General features: G+C 32.7%; 20 protein-coding genes and 1 tRNA gene. 7 read left to right on the forward strand and 14 right to left on the reverse strand.

Annotation, left to right across the window (positions count from 1 at the left end):
• Positions 1 to 8: 8 nt before the first annotated feature.
• Positions 9 to 1817: a flagellin gene (locus HYD3684_RS06340; protein WP_015419847.1), complete on the forward strand. Its 1809-nt coding sequence runs from the start codon at positions 9 to 11 to the stop codon at positions 1815 to 1817.
• Positions 1818 to 1924: 107 nt separating this feature from the next.
• Here the strand turns inward: HYD3684_RS06340 and ribF are convergent, their stop codons facing one another.
• Genes ribF through rpsB form a run of 4 tightly spaced genes read right to left on the reverse strand, consistent with a single transcriptional unit; the run spans position 1925 to position 5175 of the window.
• On the reverse strand, positions 1925 to 2815 hold the full coding sequence (ribF, locus tag HYD3684_RS06345) for a riboflavin biosynthesis protein RibF (protein WP_015419848.1): 891 nt from the start codon (positions 2813 to 2815) through the stop codon (positions 1925 to 1927).
• Positions 2808 to 3527 carry a UMP kinase gene (gene pyrH, locus HYD3684_RS06350; protein ID WP_015419849.1) on the reverse strand — a complete coding sequence of 240 codons (720 nt, stop codon included), beginning with the start codon at positions 3525 to 3527 and terminating at the stop codon, positions 2808 to 2810. Before pyrH ends, ribF begins: the two co-directional genes overlap by 8 nt.
• The gene (gene tsf, locus HYD3684_RS06355; RefSeq protein WP_015419850.1) at positions 3524 to 4345 is read right to left on the reverse strand and encodes a translation elongation factor Ts; all 822 of its coding nucleotides are present in this window, start codon (positions 4343 to 4345) and stop codon (positions 3524 to 3526) included. The genes pyrH and tsf overlap by 4 nt, the downstream gene beginning before the upstream one ends.
• A 14-nt stretch (positions 4346 to 4359) precedes the next feature.
• Positions 4360 to 5175, reverse strand: coding sequence for a 30S ribosomal protein S2 (gene rpsB, locus HYD3684_RS06360; protein WP_015419851.1), 816 nt, complete (start codon positions 5173 to 5175; stop codon positions 4360 to 4362).
• Between the two features lie 132 nt (positions 5176 to 5307).
• Between rpsB and HYD3684_RS06365 the strand changes: the two genes are divergently transcribed.
• From HYD3684_RS06365 to HYD3684_RS06375, 3 genes are all read left to right on the forward strand, one after another.
• A tRNA-Ser gene (locus HYD3684_RS06365) sits at positions 5308 to 5395 on the forward strand.
• 419 nt (positions 5396 to 5814) lie between these two features.
• Positions 5815 to 6207, forward strand: a complete 393-nt coding sequence (locus HYD3684_RS06370; RefSeq protein WP_015419852.1) for a prepilin-type N-terminal cleavage/methylation domain-containing protein — start codon at positions 5815 to 5817, stop codon at positions 6205 to 6207.
• Between the two features lie 53 nt (positions 6208 to 6260).
• Positions 6261 to 9227, forward strand: a complete 2967-nt coding sequence (locus HYD3684_RS06375) for an ADP-heptose--LPS heptosyltransferase (protein ID WP_015419853.1) — start codon at positions 6261 to 6263, stop codon at positions 9225 to 9227.
• A gap of 57 nt (positions 9228 to 9284) precedes the next feature.
• Here the strand turns inward: HYD3684_RS06375 and HYD3684_RS06380 are convergent, their stop codons facing one another.
• A complete protein-coding gene (locus HYD3684_RS06380) occupies positions 9285 to 10313 on the reverse strand; it encodes a glycosyltransferase family 4 protein (protein WP_015419854.1) in 1029 nt (342 codons plus the stop codon).
• A gap of 44 nt (positions 10314 to 10357) precedes the next feature.
• On the opposite strand from HYD3684_RS06380, the gene gnd reads away from it, so the two are divergent.
• The 3 genes from gnd to HYD3684_RS06395 are packed head-to-tail and all read left to right on the forward strand — an operon-like array spanning position 10358 to position 13228.
• Complete coding sequence (gene gnd / locus HYD3684_RS06385; RefSeq protein WP_015419855.1) at positions 10358 to 11260, forward strand: phosphogluconate dehydrogenase (NAD(+)-dependent, decarboxylating); 903 nt, start codon at positions 10358 to 10360, stop codon at positions 11258 to 11260.
• Positions 11253 to 12596, forward strand: a complete 1344-nt coding sequence (gene zwf, locus HYD3684_RS06390; RefSeq protein ID WP_015419856.1) for a glucose-6-phosphate dehydrogenase — start codon at positions 11253 to 11255, stop codon at positions 12594 to 12596. The genes gnd and zwf overlap by 8 nt, the downstream gene beginning before the upstream one ends.
• On the forward strand, positions 12581 to 13228 hold the full coding sequence (locus HYD3684_RS06395) for a 6-phosphogluconolactonase (protein ID WP_015419857.1): 648 nt from the start codon (positions 12581 to 12583) through the stop codon (positions 13226 to 13228). Before zwf ends, HYD3684_RS06395 begins: the two co-directional genes overlap by 16 nt.
• On the opposite strand, the gene HYD3684_RS06400 is transcribed toward HYD3684_RS06395, so the two are convergent.
• The 9 genes from HYD3684_RS06400 to HYD3684_RS06440 all read right to left on the reverse strand — a co-directional run bounded on the left by HYD3684_RS06400 (position 13211) and on the right by HYD3684_RS06440 (position 20452).
• Entirely contained in the window at positions 13211 to 14605 is a 1395-nt protein-coding gene (locus HYD3684_RS06400) for a tetratricopeptide repeat protein (RefSeq protein WP_015419858.1), read from the reverse strand. The two genes, HYD3684_RS06395 and HYD3684_RS06400, sit on opposite strands and share 18 nt — an antisense overlap.
• A 35-nt stretch (positions 14606 to 14640) precedes the next feature.
• A complete protein-coding gene (locus HYD3684_RS06405) occupies positions 14641 to 15834 on the reverse strand; it encodes a hypothetical protein (RefSeq protein WP_015419859.1) in 1194 nt (397 codons plus the stop codon).
• Between the two features lie 80 nt (positions 15835 to 15914).
• Complete coding sequence (locus tag HYD3684_RS06410; RefSeq protein ID WP_015419860.1) at positions 15915 to 17900, reverse strand: HDOD domain-containing protein; 1986 nt, start codon at positions 17898 to 17900, stop codon at positions 15915 to 15917.
• A 34-nt stretch (positions 17901 to 17934) separates the two neighbouring features.
• A complete protein-coding gene (locus HYD3684_RS06415) occupies positions 17935 to 18309 on the reverse strand; it encodes a DsrE/DsrF/DrsH-like family protein (protein WP_015419861.1) in 375 nt (124 codons plus the stop codon).
• Positions 18310 to 18402: 93 nt separating this feature from the next.
• Positions 18403 to 19041: a 2-C-methyl-D-erythritol 4-phosphate cytidylyltransferase gene (ispD, locus tag HYD3684_RS06420; RefSeq protein ID WP_015419862.1), complete on the reverse strand. Its 639-nt coding sequence runs from the start codon at positions 19039 to 19041 to the stop codon at positions 18403 to 18405.
• The gene (locus HYD3684_RS06425) at positions 19042 to 19389 is read right to left on the reverse strand and encodes a hypothetical protein (protein WP_015419863.1); all 348 of its coding nucleotides are present in this window, start codon (positions 19387 to 19389) and stop codon (positions 19042 to 19044) included.
• The gene (locus HYD3684_RS06430; RefSeq protein ID WP_015419864.1) at positions 19386 to 19874 is read right to left on the reverse strand and encodes a 6-carboxytetrahydropterin synthase; all 489 of its coding nucleotides are present in this window, start codon (positions 19872 to 19874) and stop codon (positions 19386 to 19388) included. Before HYD3684_RS06430 ends, HYD3684_RS06425 begins: the two co-directional genes overlap by 4 nt.
• A complete protein-coding gene (locus tag HYD3684_RS06435) occupies positions 19875 to 20120 on the reverse strand; it encodes a sulfurtransferase TusB (protein ID WP_015419865.1) in 246 nt (81 codons plus the stop codon).
• Positions 20114 to 20452 carry a DsrE family protein gene (locus HYD3684_RS06440; protein WP_015419866.1) on the reverse strand — a complete coding sequence of 113 codons (339 nt, stop codon included), beginning with the start codon at positions 20450 to 20452 and terminating at the stop codon, positions 20114 to 20116. Before HYD3684_RS06440 ends, HYD3684_RS06435 begins: the two co-directional genes overlap by 7 nt.
• Position 20453 lies beyond the last annotated feature (1 nt).

Below are 20453 nucleotides of genomic sequence, written 5' to 3' on the forward strand. Positions count from 1 at the left end.
GGTGCGTTATGCTATCAATTAATTTTAACTACGGTGCGCTTGTAGCTAACAATGCTTTACAACAAGCAAACCAAAATGTTACCAACGACATCACTCACATATCCACAGGTTTAAGGATATTGAGTGCAGCAGATGACCCAGCTGGTCTATTTATAGCAGACCAATTACACACATTGGGTACAGCTTTAGGACAGGGTTATCTCAACACCCAACAAGGCTATTCATTGGCTCAAGTGGCAGATGGTCAGCTATCTCAAATCTACAACACTCTAAACACCATGTACACTTACGCCGTTAACGCTGCAAACTCCACCAACAATATAAACTCAGCTGGTGCTTTACAAAACCAAATTTCAGCCCTGGCTCAATCTATAAAAGAAATAGTTAACACCACCACGTTTAACGGCAAAAAACTCTTTGACGGTAGTTTTATAAACCAAGCCATTCAATTTGGTGGTCAAGCAGGTCAGTATATAAACATATCAATAGGTAACCTATCCATAGAAAGAATGGGTGCTGCTATAGCCCAAACTGGAGATTTCCAAAATATAAACAACGGTTCTACCGCCGCAAATATAATGGCTTATTACAGCGGTTCTGGACCTATAACTGTAAACACCACAGCAAGCGCCACAACTTACGTCGGAGCCAATACAACTGCTTCACAAACAGTAATAACATCCGATGTATTGTTTGATGGTAACAAACAGCTATTTATAAACGGTAACGAAGTTGTAGCTAGTGCATACGCTTCAGCCACAAACGCATACTTAGACGCACATATAATAGCTAACAACATAAACTCTGTATTCAATGGTACTGTTACAGCCCAAGCTTCCAACACGCTACAAGGTACCCAAGCTTTCGGTACTATACAAGTAGCCTCTTCTGCCACAGTAAGTATAGTAATATCAAGACAAGTAGAACAAAGCAGCACTGTAGGTGTTGGTTTTACAGCACTTACAAACGCAGCAGGTCAACCAGAACAACTTGCAAACGGTCAATACGTAGGTATTGTATCTCAGACTATAAACCTAGTTGGTGGACAAACCTATAGTTTACAAGACATAATATCTGCTATAAACGGCGTTGCTACAAACACTGGTGTATATGCCACCACAGACTCTACAGGTCAATATTTACAACTTTATACCACAGACGGTTCTACATTCCAAATAAACATCAATGTGACAAATTCTAATACTGCTAGCCAAGCCACATACGGATTAAACTTAGCAAAGTTTGGTGCAGTACAACCAGCAAGCTTAGACGGTACAGCTTCAGCTACATACGGCGCTATAGTCTCTGTGGGTTCATTACAGATTACAAGCCCATCAAACCTACAAATAGCAGCTTTTGGTCAAGGCGCAAATGCAAACGACAATCTTATAAACAACCTCGTATTCAACACCCCAGTATCAAATAGCTATATAAACGGATATAGCTCCACAAATACCACAACAATAAACGGATCTCAAACAGTTGGTTATAACTACTTTGTGAAAGACCTATTAGATATAAACGTAACTACCACCCAAGGTGCAAACCAAGCTCAAATAATACTTCAAAACGCTATAAACTATGTTGATACCATAAGAGCCCAAGTAGGTGCCGTAATGCAACAAATGCAAACGCTTGCAAACGGAGACCAAACAGGCCAAACCAACACATTAAACGCTGAAGCAGCTATAAGAGACTTAAACATATCTCAAGCAATGACCCAATATCAAAACGACAACACACTACAACAATCAGCCATCGCAATGTTAGCTCAAGCAAACGCAATCCCACAACAACTTCTTACACTCTTCAGATAATAAAATATATAACCTCCCCTTCGGGGAGGGTTTATAAATATCTAAAAACAATTTTATAAAAACATTTTACTTGTATTATACGTTTTGATGTTATAAATATTTTTTTATTATACGCTTTTATTAGAAAATAAACTTTTAGCAGTTTCTATATCAGTTTTTATTTGGACTTTTAGATCTTCTATGGAGTTAAACTTTTTTTCTTCTCTTAAAAAGCCTAAAAACATTATATTTAAAATATCATCAGTTAAATCACCGTTAAAATCTATAATATGTACCTCTAATATATTTTGATCTGTGTGTTCAACGGTGGGTCTTTTGCCATAGTTTGCCACACCTAGATATCCATTTACATTTACAGCATAAACACCTTCTTTTAAACACATGTTTGACGTGTCCGATATGTTTGCTGTGGGAAAGCCTATTTTAGAGCCTAAGCCCTTTCCTCTTACAATATGTCTTTTAATAGTATATTCTCTTCCAAGGTATTTTTTAACATCTTCAAACTTTGCCTCTTTTAAAAGCCTTCTTATAAGGGTACTACTTACTATATGCCCATCCACTTTGTAAGGTTCACTGGGTATTACTTCAAACCCAAGCATCTCTCCCATCTCTTTTGCAAGTTCAAACTCCCCTTCTCTTCTGGCTCCATACCTCCAATCGTATCCCACTATCAAAAGCTTTGTATTGAGCTTTTCATAAACATAGTCTTTTATAAAATCCCTTGCAGATATATTGCTAAATTCTTTGGTGAAGTTTATTACAAAGATGTTTTCAACACCAAGTTTATATATATATTCTTTTCTTTCTTCTATAGTATATATCATACAAGGAGCGGATTCTTTTTCTAGTACCTCCAAAGGATGTGGATCAAACATCAAGACAGAAGGTACCAAGTTTTTTTCTTTGGCTTTTAGAACAAGAGTCTTTAAAAGATGTTGATGACCCAAGTGAACACCGTCAAAGTTACCTACAGCCAAAGCTATGGGCTTTTTAAGCATTATAACTTTTTACCACTGTACCTATGTTTTCCCCAGATAAAATACGTTTCAAAGCCCCTTTTTGATAAATATTAAATACCACCATAGGTATGTTGTTGTCTTTACAAAGGGTGATAGCCGTATGGTCCATAATCTTTAGGTCTTTACTTATAATCTCTATATAAGATATTTCTTTTATAAGCTCTGCATCTTTATAAATAGCTGGGTCTTTTGTATATATGCCGTCTACTTTTGTAGCCTTCATAAAAACATCGGCGTTTATTTCGGCAGCCCTTAAAGCAGCGGCTGTATCTGTGGAAAAAAACGGGTTTCCAGTGCCAGCGGCAAATATAACAATTCTTCCTTTTTCAAGGTGCCTTACAGCCCTTCTTCTTATATAAGGTTCTGCCACCTGTCTCATCTCTATAGCCGATAAAACCCTTGTAGGTATGTTGTGTATTCTCTCTAATGTATCTTGCATGGCTAAAGCGTTTATAACGGTGGCAAGCATCCCCATATAATCGGCGGTGGCTCTATCCATACCACTTGCTTGAGCTTTTAGACCTCTAAATATGTTTCCACCACCTATTACAATAGCTATTTGAACTCCAAGCTCGTAAGCTTCTTTTATTTCATTTGAAAAGCTTAAAATAACATCTTTATCTATACCAAAGCCTTGGCTTCCCGCCAAGGCTTCACCTGATATCTTTAACAATATCCTTTTATACTTCATGTACCTATTTCAAATCTACAAAAGCCTTTTATAGTTACGTTGTTAGCTCTTATGTAATCTTGAATAGTCTTTTTCTCATCTTTTATAAACTTCTGATGTAAAAGCGTTTTCTCTTCGTAGAATTTTTTGAGCTTTCCTTCTGCTATCTTTTCAAGCATATTTTCTGGTTTACCCTCTTTTTTAGCTTGTTCCATATATATGGCTTTTTCTCTTTCTATAACATCCTGAGGTACAGTCTCAGGGGATAAAAACTCTGGCCTCATAGCGGCTGTTTGAAGTGCAACATCTTTTACAACATCAAGGTTATCACCTTCATAAGATAGCAATACACCTATTCTTCCGCCACCATGTATATATGAAAAGTTTGGTCCTTCCACCACGCAATAGCGTTTTAGTTGTATGTTTTCTCCTATTTTGGCTATAGCTTCTTTTAAAAGCTCTTCTATAGTTATACCGTCTATTTTACCTTGAAGTATAGAACTATCTCTTGACTCACCTTTTGTATCACCTACATTTTCAAACACATAATCAAGGATTTTATTGGCAAGTTCCTTGAAAGATTCGTTTCTTGCCACAAAATCTGTTTCACAGGCAAGCTCAACCATTGCACCCTTTGAAGGCGTAGATTTTGCCACTATAAGACCTTCTTTAGTTTCTCTTGAAGCTTTTTTATCGGCTTTTGCCAAACCTTTTATACGAAGTATCTCTTTGGCTTTTTCTATATCTCCGTTTGCCTCTTCAAGGGCTTTTTTACAATCAAGCATCCCAGCGCCGGTCATCTCTCTTAAAAGCTTTACATTTTCAGAACTAACTGCCATAAAATCTCCTCCTATTAATAATCTACACTATCTTTGTCTATATCTTCATACTTTTCTGACATAGCCATAGCTCTTTCAAAGAGTTCTTTTTCCTCTTCAGCCACCACCACCACTTTTCTTTTTGATGTTTCAGAAACAGCAGAAGCTTCTCTTCTTTGCTTACCATCTAACACAGCATCGGCTATCCTTGATGTTAAAAGTTTAATAGATTTTATAGCGTCATCGTTTCCAGGTATAAGATAATCTATTTCATCTGGATCGCAGTTTGAATCTGCTATAGCAACAACCTTTACACCAAGCCTTCTTGCCTCTGTAACAGCTATATGTTCTCTGTTGGTATCCACTACCCATATTATATCTGGTATTCTATCCATATCTATGATGCCTTTGTATAGTTTTTGAAGTCTTTGCATCTCTCTTTTCATGGTTACTACTTCTTTTTTTGGTAAAACCTCAAAAACTCCTTCTTTTTCCATGCGTTCTAACTGACGGAGCTTGGCTATGCTTTTTCTAACGGTTTTAAAGTTTGTAAGAAGACCACCCACCCATCTTTCGTTTACATAGAAAGACTCGCATCTTAAAGCCTCTTCCATAATAACATCTTTAGCCTGTTTTTTTGTACCTACAAAAAGCACCTCTGCACCTTTTGATACGGCATCTGATACAAAGTTATAAGCCTCTTCCAAATAAAGAACGGTCTTTCCAAGGTCTATAATGTGTATGTTGTTTCTTACACCATAAAGATACGGTGCCATCTTAGGGTTCCATCTTCCTTTTGAGTGTCCAAAATGAACACCAGCTTCCAAAAGATCCTTCATACTTACTGACATAACATACCTCCAAAAGGGTTTTTAACCTCCTCTAATCCAAGCGTCAGTTTTACCTGACGACCCTTTTTGATTAGAGTGCAGTTTAATCTATTATTATATCAAAATCCCAAAAACTTTGTATAATATTTTCTAGGAGAGGTGGCTGAGTGGTCGAAAGCGGGTGACTCGAAATCACTTGTGGGTTTAAAGCCCACCGAGGGTTCGAATCCCTCCCTCTCCGTATGTGATACTTTTATAGACATCCCTATTTTTCTTTATCCTTTAATTATATGAATCTTTTAAATATTTAAAGAGTAAGAATATAAATAATATCTTTCTATTTTGTCTAAATCCTTGAAAAACCCTTATCTATCAATAAAATTTCTGACTAAATTTATTTTCTATTTTATGTTTATATGTGTTTATACGTTGTCTAAAAGCCAAAAACGATGTCTATATAAAAGCGTTATTTTTGTAGACAAATTTTATAGACATAATATTTTTACTTATATAGCAAAAATATATACAAGAAAAATGTAAATAGGTTTTTACCATAAATTTTATTTTTGTATTACAAATGTAATACAATCTATATCATATTTTAACAATTTTAGTTAATAACTACTTATAATTAAGATATCAACCTTAAGGAGGTGCGTAATGAAAGACGTTTTTGTTTTGAGAGAAGAACTCTCTAAAAAGAAAGGCCTAAGTAAGGGTTTTACCCTTATCGAACTTTTGGTGGTTATAGCCATCATTGCTATCTTAGCAGCGATAGCAATACCACAGTACATTCAATATATGCATACTGCTGCTGCTGGTGCTGCTTTGGCAGATGCAAGACAGTGCCTTGATGAAGTAACAGCTCAAAATACAGCAGCATCTGCTTTAGGTGTCACAGCTACAATTGATTCTGTTATATCTGCTGCTTGTCCAACTATAGTTACAACAGGCGGTAGTGCTGTTTGTACTTGTGTTGTAACAAAAGGTATAGCTACAGGTACTGGTATATGTTCTTCTAATAGTACTAGTGCTGGTTGTACAGCATCGTAACAATTTTATTATTTTTCTCCCCCTTGGAGGGGGAATTTTATATAATATATTAAATGAAAATATCAAAGTCTTTAGTAAAACAAAATATAAAAAAATATGATTATAGTGGTTTAGAAAAAGATAGATATTATATATCCTATCTTGATATAGATAAACCAAATATAGTTTATGCAAATATAAAAATACCACCATCTAAGATATATAAAAAAGGCGTTGATCTTAGCGGTAAAAAATTGTTAATAATAACAGCTTTTGCACTTGGGGATAGTATACATTTTTTACCTGTTTTAAAAGCCATAAAAAGAGCTTACAAAGATATATATATAGGCTATGAGCATAAGAAAGATAACAAGCTTCTTATAGATAATCCTTACATAGATGAGCTTGTACCAACCCCTATAGATATAGATGTTTTAGATAGGTTTGATTATATATTTGATCTAACGGCTCATGTGGCTAGTGTTGGTTTTGATAATCAATTTGTGCCAGATTATTTGGCTTCGCTTTTTGATGAAAAAGTATTTGGCTTTTATGAAAAGGATAAAAAACCAGATATTACACTTTCTAACGATCCAGAGATTAAAACAACTATATATAAGATAAAAAGGTTTATATCCCTTGGAAGACCGCTTTTAGGGCTTCATTTTGAAGCAAGCTCTATCCATAGGAGGATACCACCAGATGTTTTAGATATCGTACTAAACTATGCAAAAGATAAATACACTGTAGTTTGCGCTTATACAGATTCAGCCAAAGACCTTGCCAAAGAGTATTTTGAAAAATACCCTTTTATAGTAGATGTATCTTCTTATGTAAAGGATATAGAGTATCTTTCTCATTATGTAAGTATTTTAGATATTTTAATAAGCGCTGAAACATCGGTAGCTCACATAGGGGTGGCTCTTGGTGTGCCTACTCTTGTTGTGCTTGGACCTGGTTCTTTTGAGGCTGTTTATGATTACAAAGTACCTCATATAAAGGGAGTAAATGCAAGATATGTAGGTACAAAATGCTCAAGCCCCTGTAGGATACACGCTTTATCAGAACCATGCCCCGAGGCAAAACTTTTTAAAGACCTTAAAAAACAAGACGATGATTATTCCCCTTGTTTTAAATTTATAGACAGAATCGAGCTTTTAGAAACATTTAAATCTTTGGAACATCTTGTAAAAAGTTCAGATATAGAAAAAGAAGATAAAATTGATAATTTTGAAGAGCTTTACAGTTATTATTATAAAACCAAGCTTGTAAACGATTATATAGGAAGAGCTTATCTTTATTTTTATAAATATAGACATAGTTTATTTTATTTTATACAAGAATTTGCTAGAAAAAATAAAAATGTAAAGATAGAAGGCTACGATAAAGTCCTTTATGAAGAGGCTTTAAAAGATTTAGATATAACAATAGATGATAACTCTTCAAATATTATAATAACAGATGGGTTTTATAAAAATATAGATTTTAAAAGCTTAAAAAATAAAAAAGCTATCATTGTGTTTGCCAATAAAAATAGGCTTTACAACTTCGTTAAAAAAGGTCTTGATATCTTTGATTTGGGTGTGGTTAAGCAAAGTGTTTATGAATATACAAAAGATGAGCTTGTATCTATACTTTCTAAACATTTTAAAGATTTTCAAGTTTACGAAACCCCTACATCATATTTTGAGTATGAAAGTGTTTTTGGCAAATCAAACTCTATAGATAATCAAGTTCCTCATAACGTATTTTTAAGAGATTATATAAACTCCCTTCAAGGGGCTTTTTTAATAGCCGTTATAAACGATAATATAAACCTAAGACATCATCTTGATGTTTTTAGTGCAATGCAATATTATTATTTAATCTCAGATAAGTATAAAGAAATTAGTTTTTATACCAAAAGCTCAAAAACTTCTGAGTTTGATATAGTGGAGCTTCAAAGAGGAAGTAAAGGTAAGGTTTTCTTATCCTTTGAAAAAGAACATTTATACGATTTTTACAACGTATTTAAAGAATTAGGATTTTCTATATACACGGTGTTTGTGCCAGAAGCTGAATACGCCTCTAAAAAAGATATACTTCTTCAAACGCTTTCAAATATAGGTATTGATATAGTTTTTTCAGATTTTAAAAACCTAAAACAAAAAATCTATTTAAACTATATAGGTTCTAAAATAGTTTTTATAGACAAAGATACCACGTATGAGGATCTTCTAAATCAATTCAAAGATAAAAAAGATAAGAATGAAGATATATTAGATAAATTAAGTGATATGTTTGGTAAGTTTTCCCCATCAAAAACTATTTATATATCAAACGACGAGAGGATAGTGGATTTTTTGAAAGAAAGATCTTTAGATGTAAGATATTTTTATGGGTATTTTGTGGATTATAATACTAAAGATATAAATAATAAGTCATCTGATATTGTATTTTTATCAGAATGTTCTATTCATAAAACCTATGCTGATAATAATATTACAGAATTTTTTATTAAAAAGCTATCAAACTTTAGAACGTCTTTAAAAGCTTTGAATGAAGATATAGCATTAGAGGATATAAGAGAGTATATTTACGATTATATCTATATGGGGGCTTATGCATGTAAATACAACGATAGCACCATTAAACATATAGGCACTTTGGAGTTTGACGATGAGATGGTCTTTAGAGTAGCTCTTTCTACTGTTGCAAAGACAAGGGATTTTCCTATAATGATACATCCAAAAGATATAAAGTATATCTTCAACGGAAAAAACATAATACTTGGTTTAAATGATATAGTTTCAAATGCCTTAAATAAAAGATTTTTTGAGGCTTTTAACAAAAAAACGATGTTTATAACAGATTACAAACCAATACTTGAAGATATGTTTGGTAAATACGGTGAGTATGTGAGCGGGTTTTCTATAGAGGATATGGTAGAAAAAGCAAGATATTTTAAAGAAAACAAAGATGAGGCAAAAGAGATTGTATCTTATATAAGAAAAAACATAAAAGAGTTTGATTTGAGAAATATTATAAGAGGTATTTTATAATATGAACCGAAAAAATACTTTGTTTTGTATAAATAGAGCTGGTACAGCATTTACATATTAGCGGATAACATCTTTCCACATCTTTTTAATGTTGTCTTTATGAAATAGTTTGGCTCTTTCTAAAGAGTATTTAGCTTGTTCGTTGTATAAATCTTTATTGTTTTTAAGTTCTAAAATAAGAACTTTTAATTCATCTATTGTATTGTAAAATAAACCTTTATCTCCTAAAACATATCTGGATGTTGGTATATTACTTGATATACAAGGTATACCTATAGACATTGCTTCTAGTAATGAAAGCCCAAAAGATTCCGTTGGGTCTTTAGATGTAAAAACATATACACTTGCGTTGTTATTTAAATAATCAATTGCATTTTCTACAAAGCCTAACAGCTCTATGTTATTTAATTGTTCTTTGTTCTTTAATTCCAAAGCTTTTTCAAAATCATCTCCATACCCTATAAATTCTGTTTTTATATCGGTATTTCTAACAGCATTAAATAAATCTTCCCATCCTTTTTCAGCTATAAATCTAGATAGCCATAATACTTTAAAATCTTTTATATCTTCATACTTTTTTGGTTTCTTTTTTACGCTTTCAATCCAATTTGGTATTACTATTGATTTTTCTTTTGGTACTAGGTTTGTTGATAAGAAAGACTCTTCTATCACAGGTGATACAAATATAATCTTTTTTATATAAGGATGATTAAAGTACTTAATAGACCATTGTTTTAGTGCTTCCATATTTGACTCTAACGATGCGTAGTTTGCAAGTATCCACACATAGGTGTTTGGATGATAAAATATATAGTCTGGTTTGGTTAAAAGCATGATATCTGATTCTAATATTATATCTTTGAAATCTTTTACATCTTCATATTTTGTTAGGACGCTATCCACATCTTCTATATTCTTTACTTCGTTGTAGAGAGGTTTAAATGTTGTTATAAGGCTTATGTTAAAGTCGTTTTTTAGAAGCTCACAAAACTTTACTATCATCTTAGCATGCCCATCTATGGTGGGATTGTCGTTGTGGTAATACCTAGCTTCCAGAATTGTAATGCTTTTTTTCTTCTTTGGCATAAATTTAATTATAAAAGTTTTAGATATATTAATAGGAGGTTTTTATGAAGATAGCGTTTTCTGGGCTTGGGAGAATGGGTATTGGCCTTTCAAGAAGGATAAAAGAAAAAGGACATGAGGTTTTTGGGTTTGATAGAAACCAGCACTGCACAAAAGAGGCATCTTCTTACGGGGTAAAGTGTTTTGGCACTTACAAAGAGATGTTTGAGGCTTTTGGAGATGATAGAAGAGTTTTATGGATAATGGTCCCTCAAAGTGCCGTGGATGATGTTATAAACGAAGCTTTGCCTTATTTAAAAGAGGGGGATCTTATAATAGATGGTGGGAACTCCTACTATAAGGATTCTATAAGAAGGTATAACACTCTAAAAGAAAAATCTATAAAGTTTTTAGATATAGGGACATCTGGGGGTGTTTGGGGTTATGAAAGGGGTTTTTCTTTGATGGTGGGAGGAGATAAAGAGGATTTTGATTTTATAAGCCCAATACTTAAAGATTTGGCAAATGAGGGTGTTGGTTTTGGTTATATGGGTGGGCCTGGTATGGGACACTTTGTTAAGATGGTACATAATGCCGTTGAATATGGGATGATGGAAAGTATAGCAGAAGGGCTTGATCTTATAAAAACATCAAAACCAGAAGTAGATCTAAAAGAGGCTGTAAGGGTGTGGACAAAAGGAAGCGTTGTGGCTTCTTGGCTTATGGATTTAACTTACAAAGCTTTATGTGATTTTGGGCTTTTAGAAGAGATAAAGCCTTACGTAGAAGATACCGGTGAAGGAAGATGGAGTGTGATAGAAGCAGTTGATGAGGGTGTGGCTATGCCATCTATATCTAACGCTCTTTTTATGAGATTTAGATCAAGAGAACAAGAGAGCTTTAGAGATAGGGTCTTAGCAGCCTTAAGATACGAGTTTGGGCAACATAAGTTTAAGAAAGATGAATAACTTTGTTTTTGTTTTATTTGGTGGAAACGGCGATTTAGCTTGGAAAAAAATACATCCAAGCCTTGCAAAACTCCTTAAAGAAGGTAAAATTTCACCAAAAAAGGTTATATCTTGCTCAAGAGAATCCAGTAGAGATGAATTTATACCAAAGATAAAGTCTTTGTTTGGTGAGGAGTACGCATCTGTTTGTGATTATATAAATGTAGATGTTACAAATCCAAAAGACTTTAATTTTATTAAAAGCATAGAAAAAGATGAGATTATATTTTATCTTTCTATACCGCCAAACTTGTTCGAGTCTGCTATAAAAAATATAGGCCATGTGCTTCTTGATATGACAAACAAAAGAAAAATTGTAATAGAAAAACCCTTTGGATACGATTTGGAATCTGCTAAACGTTTAAACAACCTTCTTCATACATTTTTCCTAGAAAAAGAAATATATAGGATAGATCACTTTTTAGGTAAAGAAGCTGTACAAAATATATTTAGTTTTAGGTTTGCAAATTACATATTTGAAGGTATTTGGAACAAAAACTTTATAGACCATGTTCAGATATCGGCTTTGGAAGATATTGGTATAGAAGGAAGAAGTGCTTATTACGACAAGTTTGGGGCTTTTAAAGATATGATACAAAACCATCTTACCCAGATGGCAACCTTTATAGCTATGGAGCCCCCTTGTTGTATAGATGCAGAAGAGATAAGAAATGAGAAGGTAAAAGTTTTAAAATCCATAAGAACTCCAGGTATTGAGGATGTGGTGCTTGGAAGATATGAAGGTTATACGATGGAGCCAGGTGTAAAACCAGGCTCAAAAACAGAGACTTTTGCTGTTGTAAAACTTCATATAGACAATTTAAGATGGCATGGGGTACCATTTTATCTTAGGACTGGCAAAAAGTTAAAAACAAAAGCCACTCAAATCGTAGTAGTGCTTAAAAAAATGCCTACATCTTTTGCTAAACTCATAGGCTGTGAGCCAAAAGAAAATAAGATAGTTATAAAAATCTCACCTTTTACAAATATAGAGCTTCGCCTTGAAATAAGGGCTCCAAACTCTGATTTTCTATCTTGTCCTTTGGAAGTGTCTATGGGTATGGAAAATAACACCTCTTCAGAGGCTTATGAGACTCTTCTTCTTGATATAATAAACTCAAATCAAACACTATTTTTAAGAGAAGATGAAGTAGAGCTTGCATGGGCACTTTATCAACCTCTTTTAGATATATGGAAAGAAAAAAAGGATGTAGAGCTTTACGAAGTGGGCTCTTACGGGCCAAAATCTGCTGATATACTTATAAACAAAGATAACAGACAATGGTATATATTTTAGATTTTATAAAAGTTTACGATTTTGATTCAATAGAGTCTTCGTCTTATTTTTTACTTAGATTTTTCCTAAAAGCCAAAAAACTAAAACTAAACATAGCCTTAGCTGGTGGTAGCACGCCTTTATATTTGTATGAGCTTATGTCAAAATACGATTTTCCCAATTTTAAATTTTTTCTTACAGATGAGCGCTACGTTCCAAACGATCACAAAGATAGCAACTATCACAATATATCAAAATTTTTAAATGTAGAACCCGTTTATAAATCTGGTGATATTGAAAAAGATTGTGAGGAGTTTTCAGATATTATCAATAAAAAACCAATAAACATAGCTTTGCTTGGTATAGGAGAAGATGGTCATAGCGCTTCTATTTTTCCAGATAAACGTATACTAAAATCCTGTGAAAACACGCTAATAAGTGTTGGTCCAAACAATATACTTCGTATATCGCTAAACTATAAAGCTTTATCAAACTCAAAGCTTATATTTTTTATATCAAAATCAAAAAAATCTGTGGTTTCAAGGCTTTTAAAAGAAAAAAATACAATAGCAAATGAGTTTATATCAAACAACAATTGTAAAAAACCAATTCTTGTATCAGATGGTATGAAGGATCTATTCAATTCTTTTTAAACTAAGCAACTCTTGTGGATTTTTTATCTTAAAAGCAAATGGAAACTCTTTTTTAAATAAAGCTTTTTTATCTTCTGGTACTTTTGCAAACACTATAATAGCTTTGTTGTTTTTCACCATATAAGTATCAAACCCAAGTTTTTTAGCTTTTATATAAATATCAGAAGCATATTCTTTTATGTAGTAAACTCCAAGTTGGTAGTAGTAGAAAGAAGGAGCCTCTTCTACATGGACCATTTTTAAACTAAGCAACTCTTGTGGATTTTTTATCTTAAAAGCAAATGGAAACTCTTTTTTAAATAAAGCTTTTTTATCTTCTGGTACTTTCGCAAACACTATAATAGCTTTGTTGTTTTTCACCATATAAGTATCAAACCCAAGTTTTTTAGCTTTTATATAAATATCAGAAGCATATTCTTTTATGTAGTAAACTCCAAGTTGATAGTAGTAGAAGTTTTTGGTCTCTTTCTCTTTATTGTTATTATTAACTACTTTATTTTGGTTTTTTGGCTTATTTTCTTTGGTTGACTCTGCGTAGGATATAGGTGGATTCTCAGTATTTTTATTTACATACTCTAATGTTATAAGTTCTTTTGATAGTTCTATAGCTTTGTCTTTGTAATGCTGGTTTATATCTTCATTAAACAATATTTTCCTTATCAATTTCGATGCTTCTTTAAATTTGTTAGCTTCCATATAGCACTTTGCTTTTAGAAGCAACATATCTGGCATACTTGAAGCACCTATATTATTTTTCTCACTATCTATAAGATAGATTACTTTTTCTTCTATGTCTGGTTTGCTACACATGTTGTTGTCTACGTAGGCTCTTGCTAAATCAAACTTTGCTACGTTAAAATCTCTATCGTAGATTATTGCTAAATTTAGATTTTTAATGTAATCTTTTGTATCGCCTTTTAATTTGTATATGTTTGCTAGTTGATAGTAAGCTTGGGGCCTTAAGCTACAATAATCGTTTTTTATACATTTGTTAAGAGTGTCTATTGCGTCCTTGGTTTTATGTTCTGCTTGTAATATTATAGCTTTGTCTAAAATAGCTTGATAGTAGTCTGGTTTTATATGTAGTGCTTTGTCTATATTTTCTAAAGCTTTTTTGTAATCACCTACGTTGGCGTAAGCAAGGGCTAGTTTGTCGTAAGCTTTGTAATAATATGGGTATTTTAATATAGCTTTTTTAAAATTTGCTATGGCAGCAGCATAGTTTCCAGCAGTTAAACCAGCCATTCCTATATTGTAATAATACTCTGAATTTTTACTTGATAGCTCTTCTATATTGTGGGTGTTCTGGGCACAAGAATATATGCTAAAAATAGAAAACACTACAAAAGCAATATAAAAAATATAGTTAAGTTTCATTAGTTATATTATAACATTTTTAATATTTTACAATTTCATCTTGACATGAGAGATGTTTCCATTATCTTTCTTAGGGCTTGCATGGATGATCTTATCAGTATTATATAATCGTTTATAAGCTTTTGGGCTTTTTCTATGTCTCCGGTTGCAAATTCTTTTATCTGTACCGACATATCACCCATTGCTAAACCTTCTAGTGTATTCTTTATATCGTTTACAATGAAGTTTAGCTTTTCTAAGGATTTGTTCATATTATCTACAATTTCTTTTAAATCCCCTTCTAAGTTTGTATTGTCTATCCTTACACTTAGATTTCCTTTCGCCACTTCTGATAGTGTATCGTTTATGTTATGAAATATATTATCAAACTTTGATATAGAGTCGTTTATGATTCTTGCCATATTTTTTAAATCTCCATCTAAGTTAGATTCGTTTATTCTTTCTTTAAAGTTTCCTTTGGAGATACTTTTCATAACTTTTTCTATCTCGTTCATAGATATATCCACTTCATTTAACATCTTTGCCAATGAGTCAAGTATTTCTCCAAACTCACCTTTTAACTCTGGTTTCATGGTTTTAAAATAATCAAACCTCATGGAGTTTGTAATATTTTGAATTATGTTTATAAGCTTGTTTATGCTTGATTGTATATCCTTTTCCACAAAGAATGTAGCTATTGCCACTAAAAGAGCGGCTAAAGATGATACCATAAGCTTTATACCGCTAGAGGTAATATAATTTATGGTTTCTTTTTCTTTTTGTTTAAAAGCTAGTTCAGACTCATTTAAAACCTTATTAAATCCTTTCCTAAAAGGTTGCCACACTGTGATTTGGAGGTTTATACTATTTTGCATATATTGTTGTTGATTTTGGGCGTTTACATTGTTTACTGCATCTAAAGTATGATTTATGAATTTATCTAAAAGACTCCTTAGGTTTTGATCTTTTATAAGATTTTCATGAGATTTTACATATTTTAAAGCTGGAAAATACATCTTGTTTCTTGCAAAGTTGTTTGAGGGATCTATAAGTATTGTGGAGTATGCATTTTTTAATGTAAGTATTTCTTCAAATAGTTTGTGTAGGTTTTCATTTTGATGGTAAGCCTTATCTAAAGATATTATCTTTTCTTCTATACTTTTACCTGTAAAGTAAAGAGAGATTTGGGCCACAGAAGCCCCTATAAATATAAACAATATTATACTCCATAATTTAGCTTTTATACTCATAAAACCTACTTTTTAAGTTTACTATAAACTTCTAAACATGAGCTTTATAATTATTTATATACTTATAAGATATGATAATATTAATATATATTAAAGTTGTTGTTAATTACTTTTCTTACAATTGATTTTAAATCGTATCGTAGATCTTCTGAAGCTATCTCTTGATTTATACCAAAGTCTTTTTTTAACAAGTTTTTTGCGCTTTTAATAAGATCAGCGTAAAGCTCATCGTCTTCCATGTAAGAGGGAAATTCTATTGTAAATTCTACAATGATATTAAAAAGCCCGTTGTTTGTAGTTTCTAAATCTATATCGTTTCTTAGAGTCATTATTATATACCCTTCAAAACTATCTAGTATTGCTTTTAGCTTGCCTATATCTTCTATGTTGCCTATATCTTTTAACACTAAGATATCTAAAAAGCTTATATCTTCGTAAGAGGGTATTTCAAACGTATTTAAATCTATTACTCCAAATACACCTTTTTGGGTTTCTTTTATAAAGTTTATGAGGTTTTCTATTTTTAACATTGTATAAGCCTTATCTTCGTATCTTACGCAAACCCTTTTTAATTTTGTAAGCGTTTGTGTGAATATATTGTAAAAATTTTGAAGGGTATTTGGTATTTCTATTTTTGTTTGTTCTTTTGCATTTTCACCTTCTATATTTGGGATGTAGTTTATTTTCTGTATAGAAGTGCTTAGAGTGATATTATCGCATTTCGAATCTAAGGAATTGGCATAGCCTTTCGATAGCTCAGAGAAATGCCTATGGCACACTTCTTTTGAAACTCCCAAGTCTCTTATTGTCAGGTTTGCGTCGTTTATGATATTTTTTAAAAAGCTTGAAAACTTTATGCTATCTATACCAAACCTATTTAATCTATTTAACATGATAAATCCAGCCTTTTCATCGTTTTGCATTATAAACTTTGTACCTAGGATAGAAAGATGTATTGTAAAAGATAGGTTTATGGCTTGCTTTGATAGTTGTAATTTATTAGTGGTGCTGTATTTGTAGTATGGGGCATAAGTATTGTAACCAATGATAATGCTTTTAATGAAATCATCAAAACCGTAAAATACCTTTTCGAAATATTCTTTGTTTAATTTTATCATATCTTTTCCAAACGTATCTTTTTCAAATATTCTTGATATATAAGAGTATAATTTTGATGGTGTTTTTACTAAATTTAGTATTTGGGTTTTAATATCGTTGTATTTGTTTTTGTTTAGGAAATCTATAACGATAAGAAGTCCATCTATCATAGATAGCACAAGAAGGTCATAAAATCTACTTCTTTGGGTGCAAGCGATTTGGCATATGTTGTCAAAGATGGCTGTTTGAAGTATAAGTATTTTCTCTATTTCTGTTAGTTCTTTTAGCTCATCTTTATACTCTGTAATAGCTTCTTTTGATATAGCTTTTAATGTAAAATCCCTTATCCTTGAGAGTCCAAGTCTTATAATGGCGGATTTTATATCTTTTATATCTATGCCTTTGTTTGAATAAGCGTTGTTTGCAATCTTTAATATATCTTCTTCTAATTTTGGCATGTTTCTAATAAGAGCATATATTTTATCTACATTGGTGTTTTCATCGGTAAGCTCCATTATAATAGGCATTACTCTTTTTATAAAATCATGAGCTTCAAAAGCTTCTAATGTATCTATTTCTATCTTAAATTTTGGCTCTTTTCTTATGTGCTCTGGTTTTTTGTGTAGTTTTATGGCTTTTTGTAATGTATCTTTTGATATGGGCTTTTCAAATACGATTCCTACAAGTATGCCACGATTTACAAGTATACCACGGTTTACAAGTATACCACGATCTCCAGGTGTGCCACGATCTTTAGAATTTTTGATTTGATTCATATTATCTGAGACTACCTTGGCTTTAACCTCTTCTCCTAGTATGTTTATGGAAAAGTTATCATTTTCTAATAGAGTTTTTAGAATATCTTGGCTTGATAGTTCTATTAGAGCACCTTGGTAGGATATATTTTTTATAATGCCATATTGAGTTTCTATATGTGTATAAAATCTTAGATGTTTTCTATTGTTCAATTTTGTTTAAGGGGCCCATAAGCCCCCTAGTTTTTTACCAGGTTACTACTTTGCCAGCCATTCCGAGACTTGGTAGTGCCGCCGTTGGTGTTAGAAGCGGAAAATCGTAAGCTAAATCTTCTTCTTTCATACCGTTTAGGTCAAGGGATTGCTTGCAAGCGATCATTTGCACACCATTTTGACGGGCTAAGTTGATAAAGTAAGATATTGGCTGTCCACCTTGCATTGGGTATGTGTTTTCAGCTACACCTTTTTTAAGAAGCTGTGTGGATGGTCCTGTGAAATACATAACTACGTTCATGTCTTCGGCAGCTGCAGTGGATGCCAAGAAAAACGCAGATGGCAACCTTGCTGGGTTTTCTGGACCGGTTAACAGAATGATAACCAAATCTGGGGCTTTTTGTTCCATAAAACGTCCTCCTTTTAAGTGTATTATAATAATATAATAAATTAATTTTACATGCTGTCAATAAGATTTTCTTATAATAAAGCTTTTTGGCTTTTATCTTTGCAAAAGTTTATCAAAAAACGGAATATCCTCAGGATAGGTGAGTTTTATGTTCCAATAAGAGGATTCTACTATACCTACGCTGTATCCATAATATTCCAATAAGTAAGCATCGTCAGTGGCTTTTATACCATCTTCTAAGGCTTTTTCATGGCAAAGTTTTATAACATCTGTTTTAAAACATTGGGGGGTTTGGGCCAACCACATGTTATCCCTTTGAATAGTTCTTAAAACACCGTTTTCTAATTTTTTTATAGTATCTCTTGCTTTTGCCGCTGCTATTTTCCCGTCGTAGTTTTCAAGCTCCATCACCTTTTTAAACACCTCTCGGCTGGCAAAGGGCCTTGCGCTATCGTGTATTACCACTATATCCTCTTTTACCACTTCCAATGCAAACCTTACAGAATCTTGTCTTTCCGCGCCCCCATATACAAACTTTGCTCCAAACTTATGAGCATCGTATAAAATAGAATGTTCCACATCTTGGGGCACTGTCATGATTATCTCGTTGAAAAGATCTGCCACTTTTCTTAGAGTAAAATTGTATAGTGGCATATCTTTAAACTTTATAAACTGTTTTTTTATACCGGCTCTTTTGCCAATTCCAGCCGCTAAAAGTATCAAAGAGGGCATCTAATCTTCTTTTTTTAAGCTTATAAACTCTACCATTTCATCTTGAGGTATGTGTTCTAATATTGGTATGAGCTCATCTTTTGTATCCACTACAAACCCACACCAAACCATATTTTTAACTTCTGCTTCAAGCACTTCTCTTAAAAGCCTATCCAAAAACTTCTTTTTTGACTCTTCACTCTCTTTATCTAATTCAAACTCTATAACTTCTGCAAGCTCTGGGTCAAAATCCTCTAAATTGTCCTTTGGGCTAAATACCACATAGACTTTTATGGGATTTTTATTTATTTTTTCTATCTCTTCATATTTTTTGTCTATAAGCTCTTTTACTTTGTGCCTTACACTCATAGTCTTTCTCCTATGTATTCAGCTTTTGAGGTTTTTGTTTCCCAAACAACTACTTTATATATATCTACTTCGTTTAAAAGTCCTGCTTTTTCAAATTTCTCTTTTACATAATCGTATATATACTTTGCCAAGGCTTCCGCTGTAGGGCAAAAATCCACTGTCGTAAGTTTTAATCCAAAATCTTGGTTTATTTTTTTAAAAGCCTCAAACAAAGGATCGTTTTTATCTATTATAAAACTATGATCAAATTGGTCTATAAGAGGGTTTAATGCGCTTTTAAGATGATGAAAATCCATCACCATATCCTGATTATCAAGTACGTTTGAACAAAGCACAACTTCTATTTCATAACTGTGCCCATGTAAGTTTACACACTTATTTTCTATACAATCAGAACCAAGACTTGATCCTCTTGAGCAAGATAGGTTTTGTTTCCAAACTCTATGACCTGCTTCAAACCTAAATGTTTTTGATATATACCACATTTACCACACCACCACGTTTTTGGCTTTTAATATGAGTTTTGATATATCTTCCCAGCTAAGCAAGAACTCTTCTTGGACCTTTAGACCTCTTGCAGACACATCTTCTTTGCATAGATACCAATTTTTATTTGGTGCTCTTAATACTGCATCTTGTATAAGTACCACTATATCGTTCTCCGATGGTAAGCTACTTTTAAAATCCCCAAACCTTCTTACAAGCCAGATTGTATTTGGATTTTCTACCATACAAGCACCGCTTTAGATTTGTGTATCAGGTCTTTGACTTCTTCAGAGGATATAATCTTTGGTTCTATGATAAATTCAAAAGCCTTTAAACCCCTTGATTCTACACAAGAGTTTTCTGCGTAAAAGTTTATGTTTAACATACTCATTTGTTCTAACATCTTTTCAAAGCTGGCTAGTCCTAAGGCTTCTGGGCGCCATTTTGTTATAGCGTATATACCGTCTCCGGTAAATATTACATTCGTATCGTTTGTTATACCGCTTGCAGCGGCAAGCCTCAACCCTTCGTGGGCTTTCCAAGAAAAAGACTCTGATTTAAGTATAAAGCTTATCATA

This window comes from Hydrogenobaculum sp. 3684, from assembly GCF_000213785.1.
Lineage (GTDB): Bacteria > Aquificota > Aquificia > Aquificales > Aquificaceae > Hydrogenobaculum.

Excerpts from the sequence above, each read along its gene's own strand:
- HYD3684_RS06340 (WP_015419847.1), top strand. The coding sequence starts at position 9 with ATGCTATCAATTAATTTTAACTACGGTGCGCTTGTAGCTAACAATGCT.
- ribF (WP_015419848.1), bottom strand. The coding sequence starts at position 2,815 with ATGCTTAAAAAGCCCATAGCTTTGGCTGTAGGTAACTTTGACGGTGTT.
- pyrH (WP_015419849.1), bottom strand. The coding sequence starts at position 3,527 with ATGAAGTATAAAAGGATATTGTTAAAGATATCAGGTGAAGCCTTGGCG.
- tsf (WP_015419850.1), bottom strand. The coding sequence starts at position 4,345 with ATGGCAGTTAGTTCTGAAAATGTAAAGCTTTTAAGAGAGATGACCGGC.
- rpsB (WP_015419851.1), bottom strand. The coding sequence starts at position 5,175 with ATGTCAGTAAGTATGAAGGATCTTTTGGAAGCTGGTGTTCATTTTGGA.
- HYD3684_RS06370 (WP_015419852.1), top strand. The coding sequence starts at position 5,815 with ATGAAAGACGTTTTTGTTTTGAGAGAAGAACTCTCTAAAAAGAAAGGC.
- HYD3684_RS06375 (WP_015419853.1), top strand. The coding sequence starts at position 6,261 with ATGAAAATATCAAAGTCTTTAGTAAAACAAAATATAAAAAAATATGAT.
- HYD3684_RS06380 (WP_015419854.1), bottom strand. The coding sequence starts at position 10,313 with ATGCCAAAGAAGAAAAAAAGCATTACAATTCTGGAAGCTAGGTATTAC.
- gnd (WP_015419855.1), top strand. The coding sequence starts at position 10,358 with ATGAAGATAGCGTTTTCTGGGCTTGGGAGAATGGGTATTGGCCTTTCA.
- zwf (WP_015419856.1), top strand. The coding sequence starts at position 11,253 with ATGAATAACTTTGTTTTTGTTTTATTTGGTGGAAACGGCGATTTAGCT.
- HYD3684_RS06395 (WP_015419857.1), top strand. The coding sequence starts at position 12,581 with ATGGTATATATTTTAGATTTTATAAAAGTTTACGATTTTGATTCAATA.
- HYD3684_RS06400 (WP_015419858.1), bottom strand. The coding sequence starts at position 14,605 with ATGAAACTTAACTATATTTTTTATATTGCTTTTGTAGTGTTTTCTATT.
- HYD3684_RS06405 (WP_015419859.1), bottom strand. The coding sequence starts at position 15,834 with ATGAGTATAAAAGCTAAATTATGGAGTATAATATTGTTTATATTTATA.
- HYD3684_RS06415 (WP_015419861.1), bottom strand. The coding sequence starts at position 18,309 with ATGGAACAAAAAGCCCCAGATTTGGTTATCATTCTGTTAACCGGTCCA.
- ispD (WP_015419862.1), bottom strand. The coding sequence starts at position 19,041 with ATGCCCTCTTTGATACTTTTAGCGGCTGGAATTGGCAAAAGAGCCGGT.
- HYD3684_RS06425 (WP_015419863.1), bottom strand. The coding sequence starts at position 19,389 with ATGAGTGTAAGGCACAAAGTAAAAGAGCTTATAGACAAAAAATATGAA.
- HYD3684_RS06430 (WP_015419864.1), bottom strand. The coding sequence starts at position 19,874 with ATGTGGTATATATCAAAAACATTTAGGTTTGAAGCAGGTCATAGAGTT.
- HYD3684_RS06435 (WP_015419865.1), bottom strand. The coding sequence starts at position 20,120 with ATGGTAGAAAATCCAAATACAATCTGGCTTGTAAGAAGGTTTGGGGAT.
- HYD3684_RS06440 (WP_015419866.1), bottom strand. The coding sequence starts at position 20,452 with ATGATAAGCTTTATACTTAAATCAGAGTCTTTTTCTTGGAAAGCCCAC.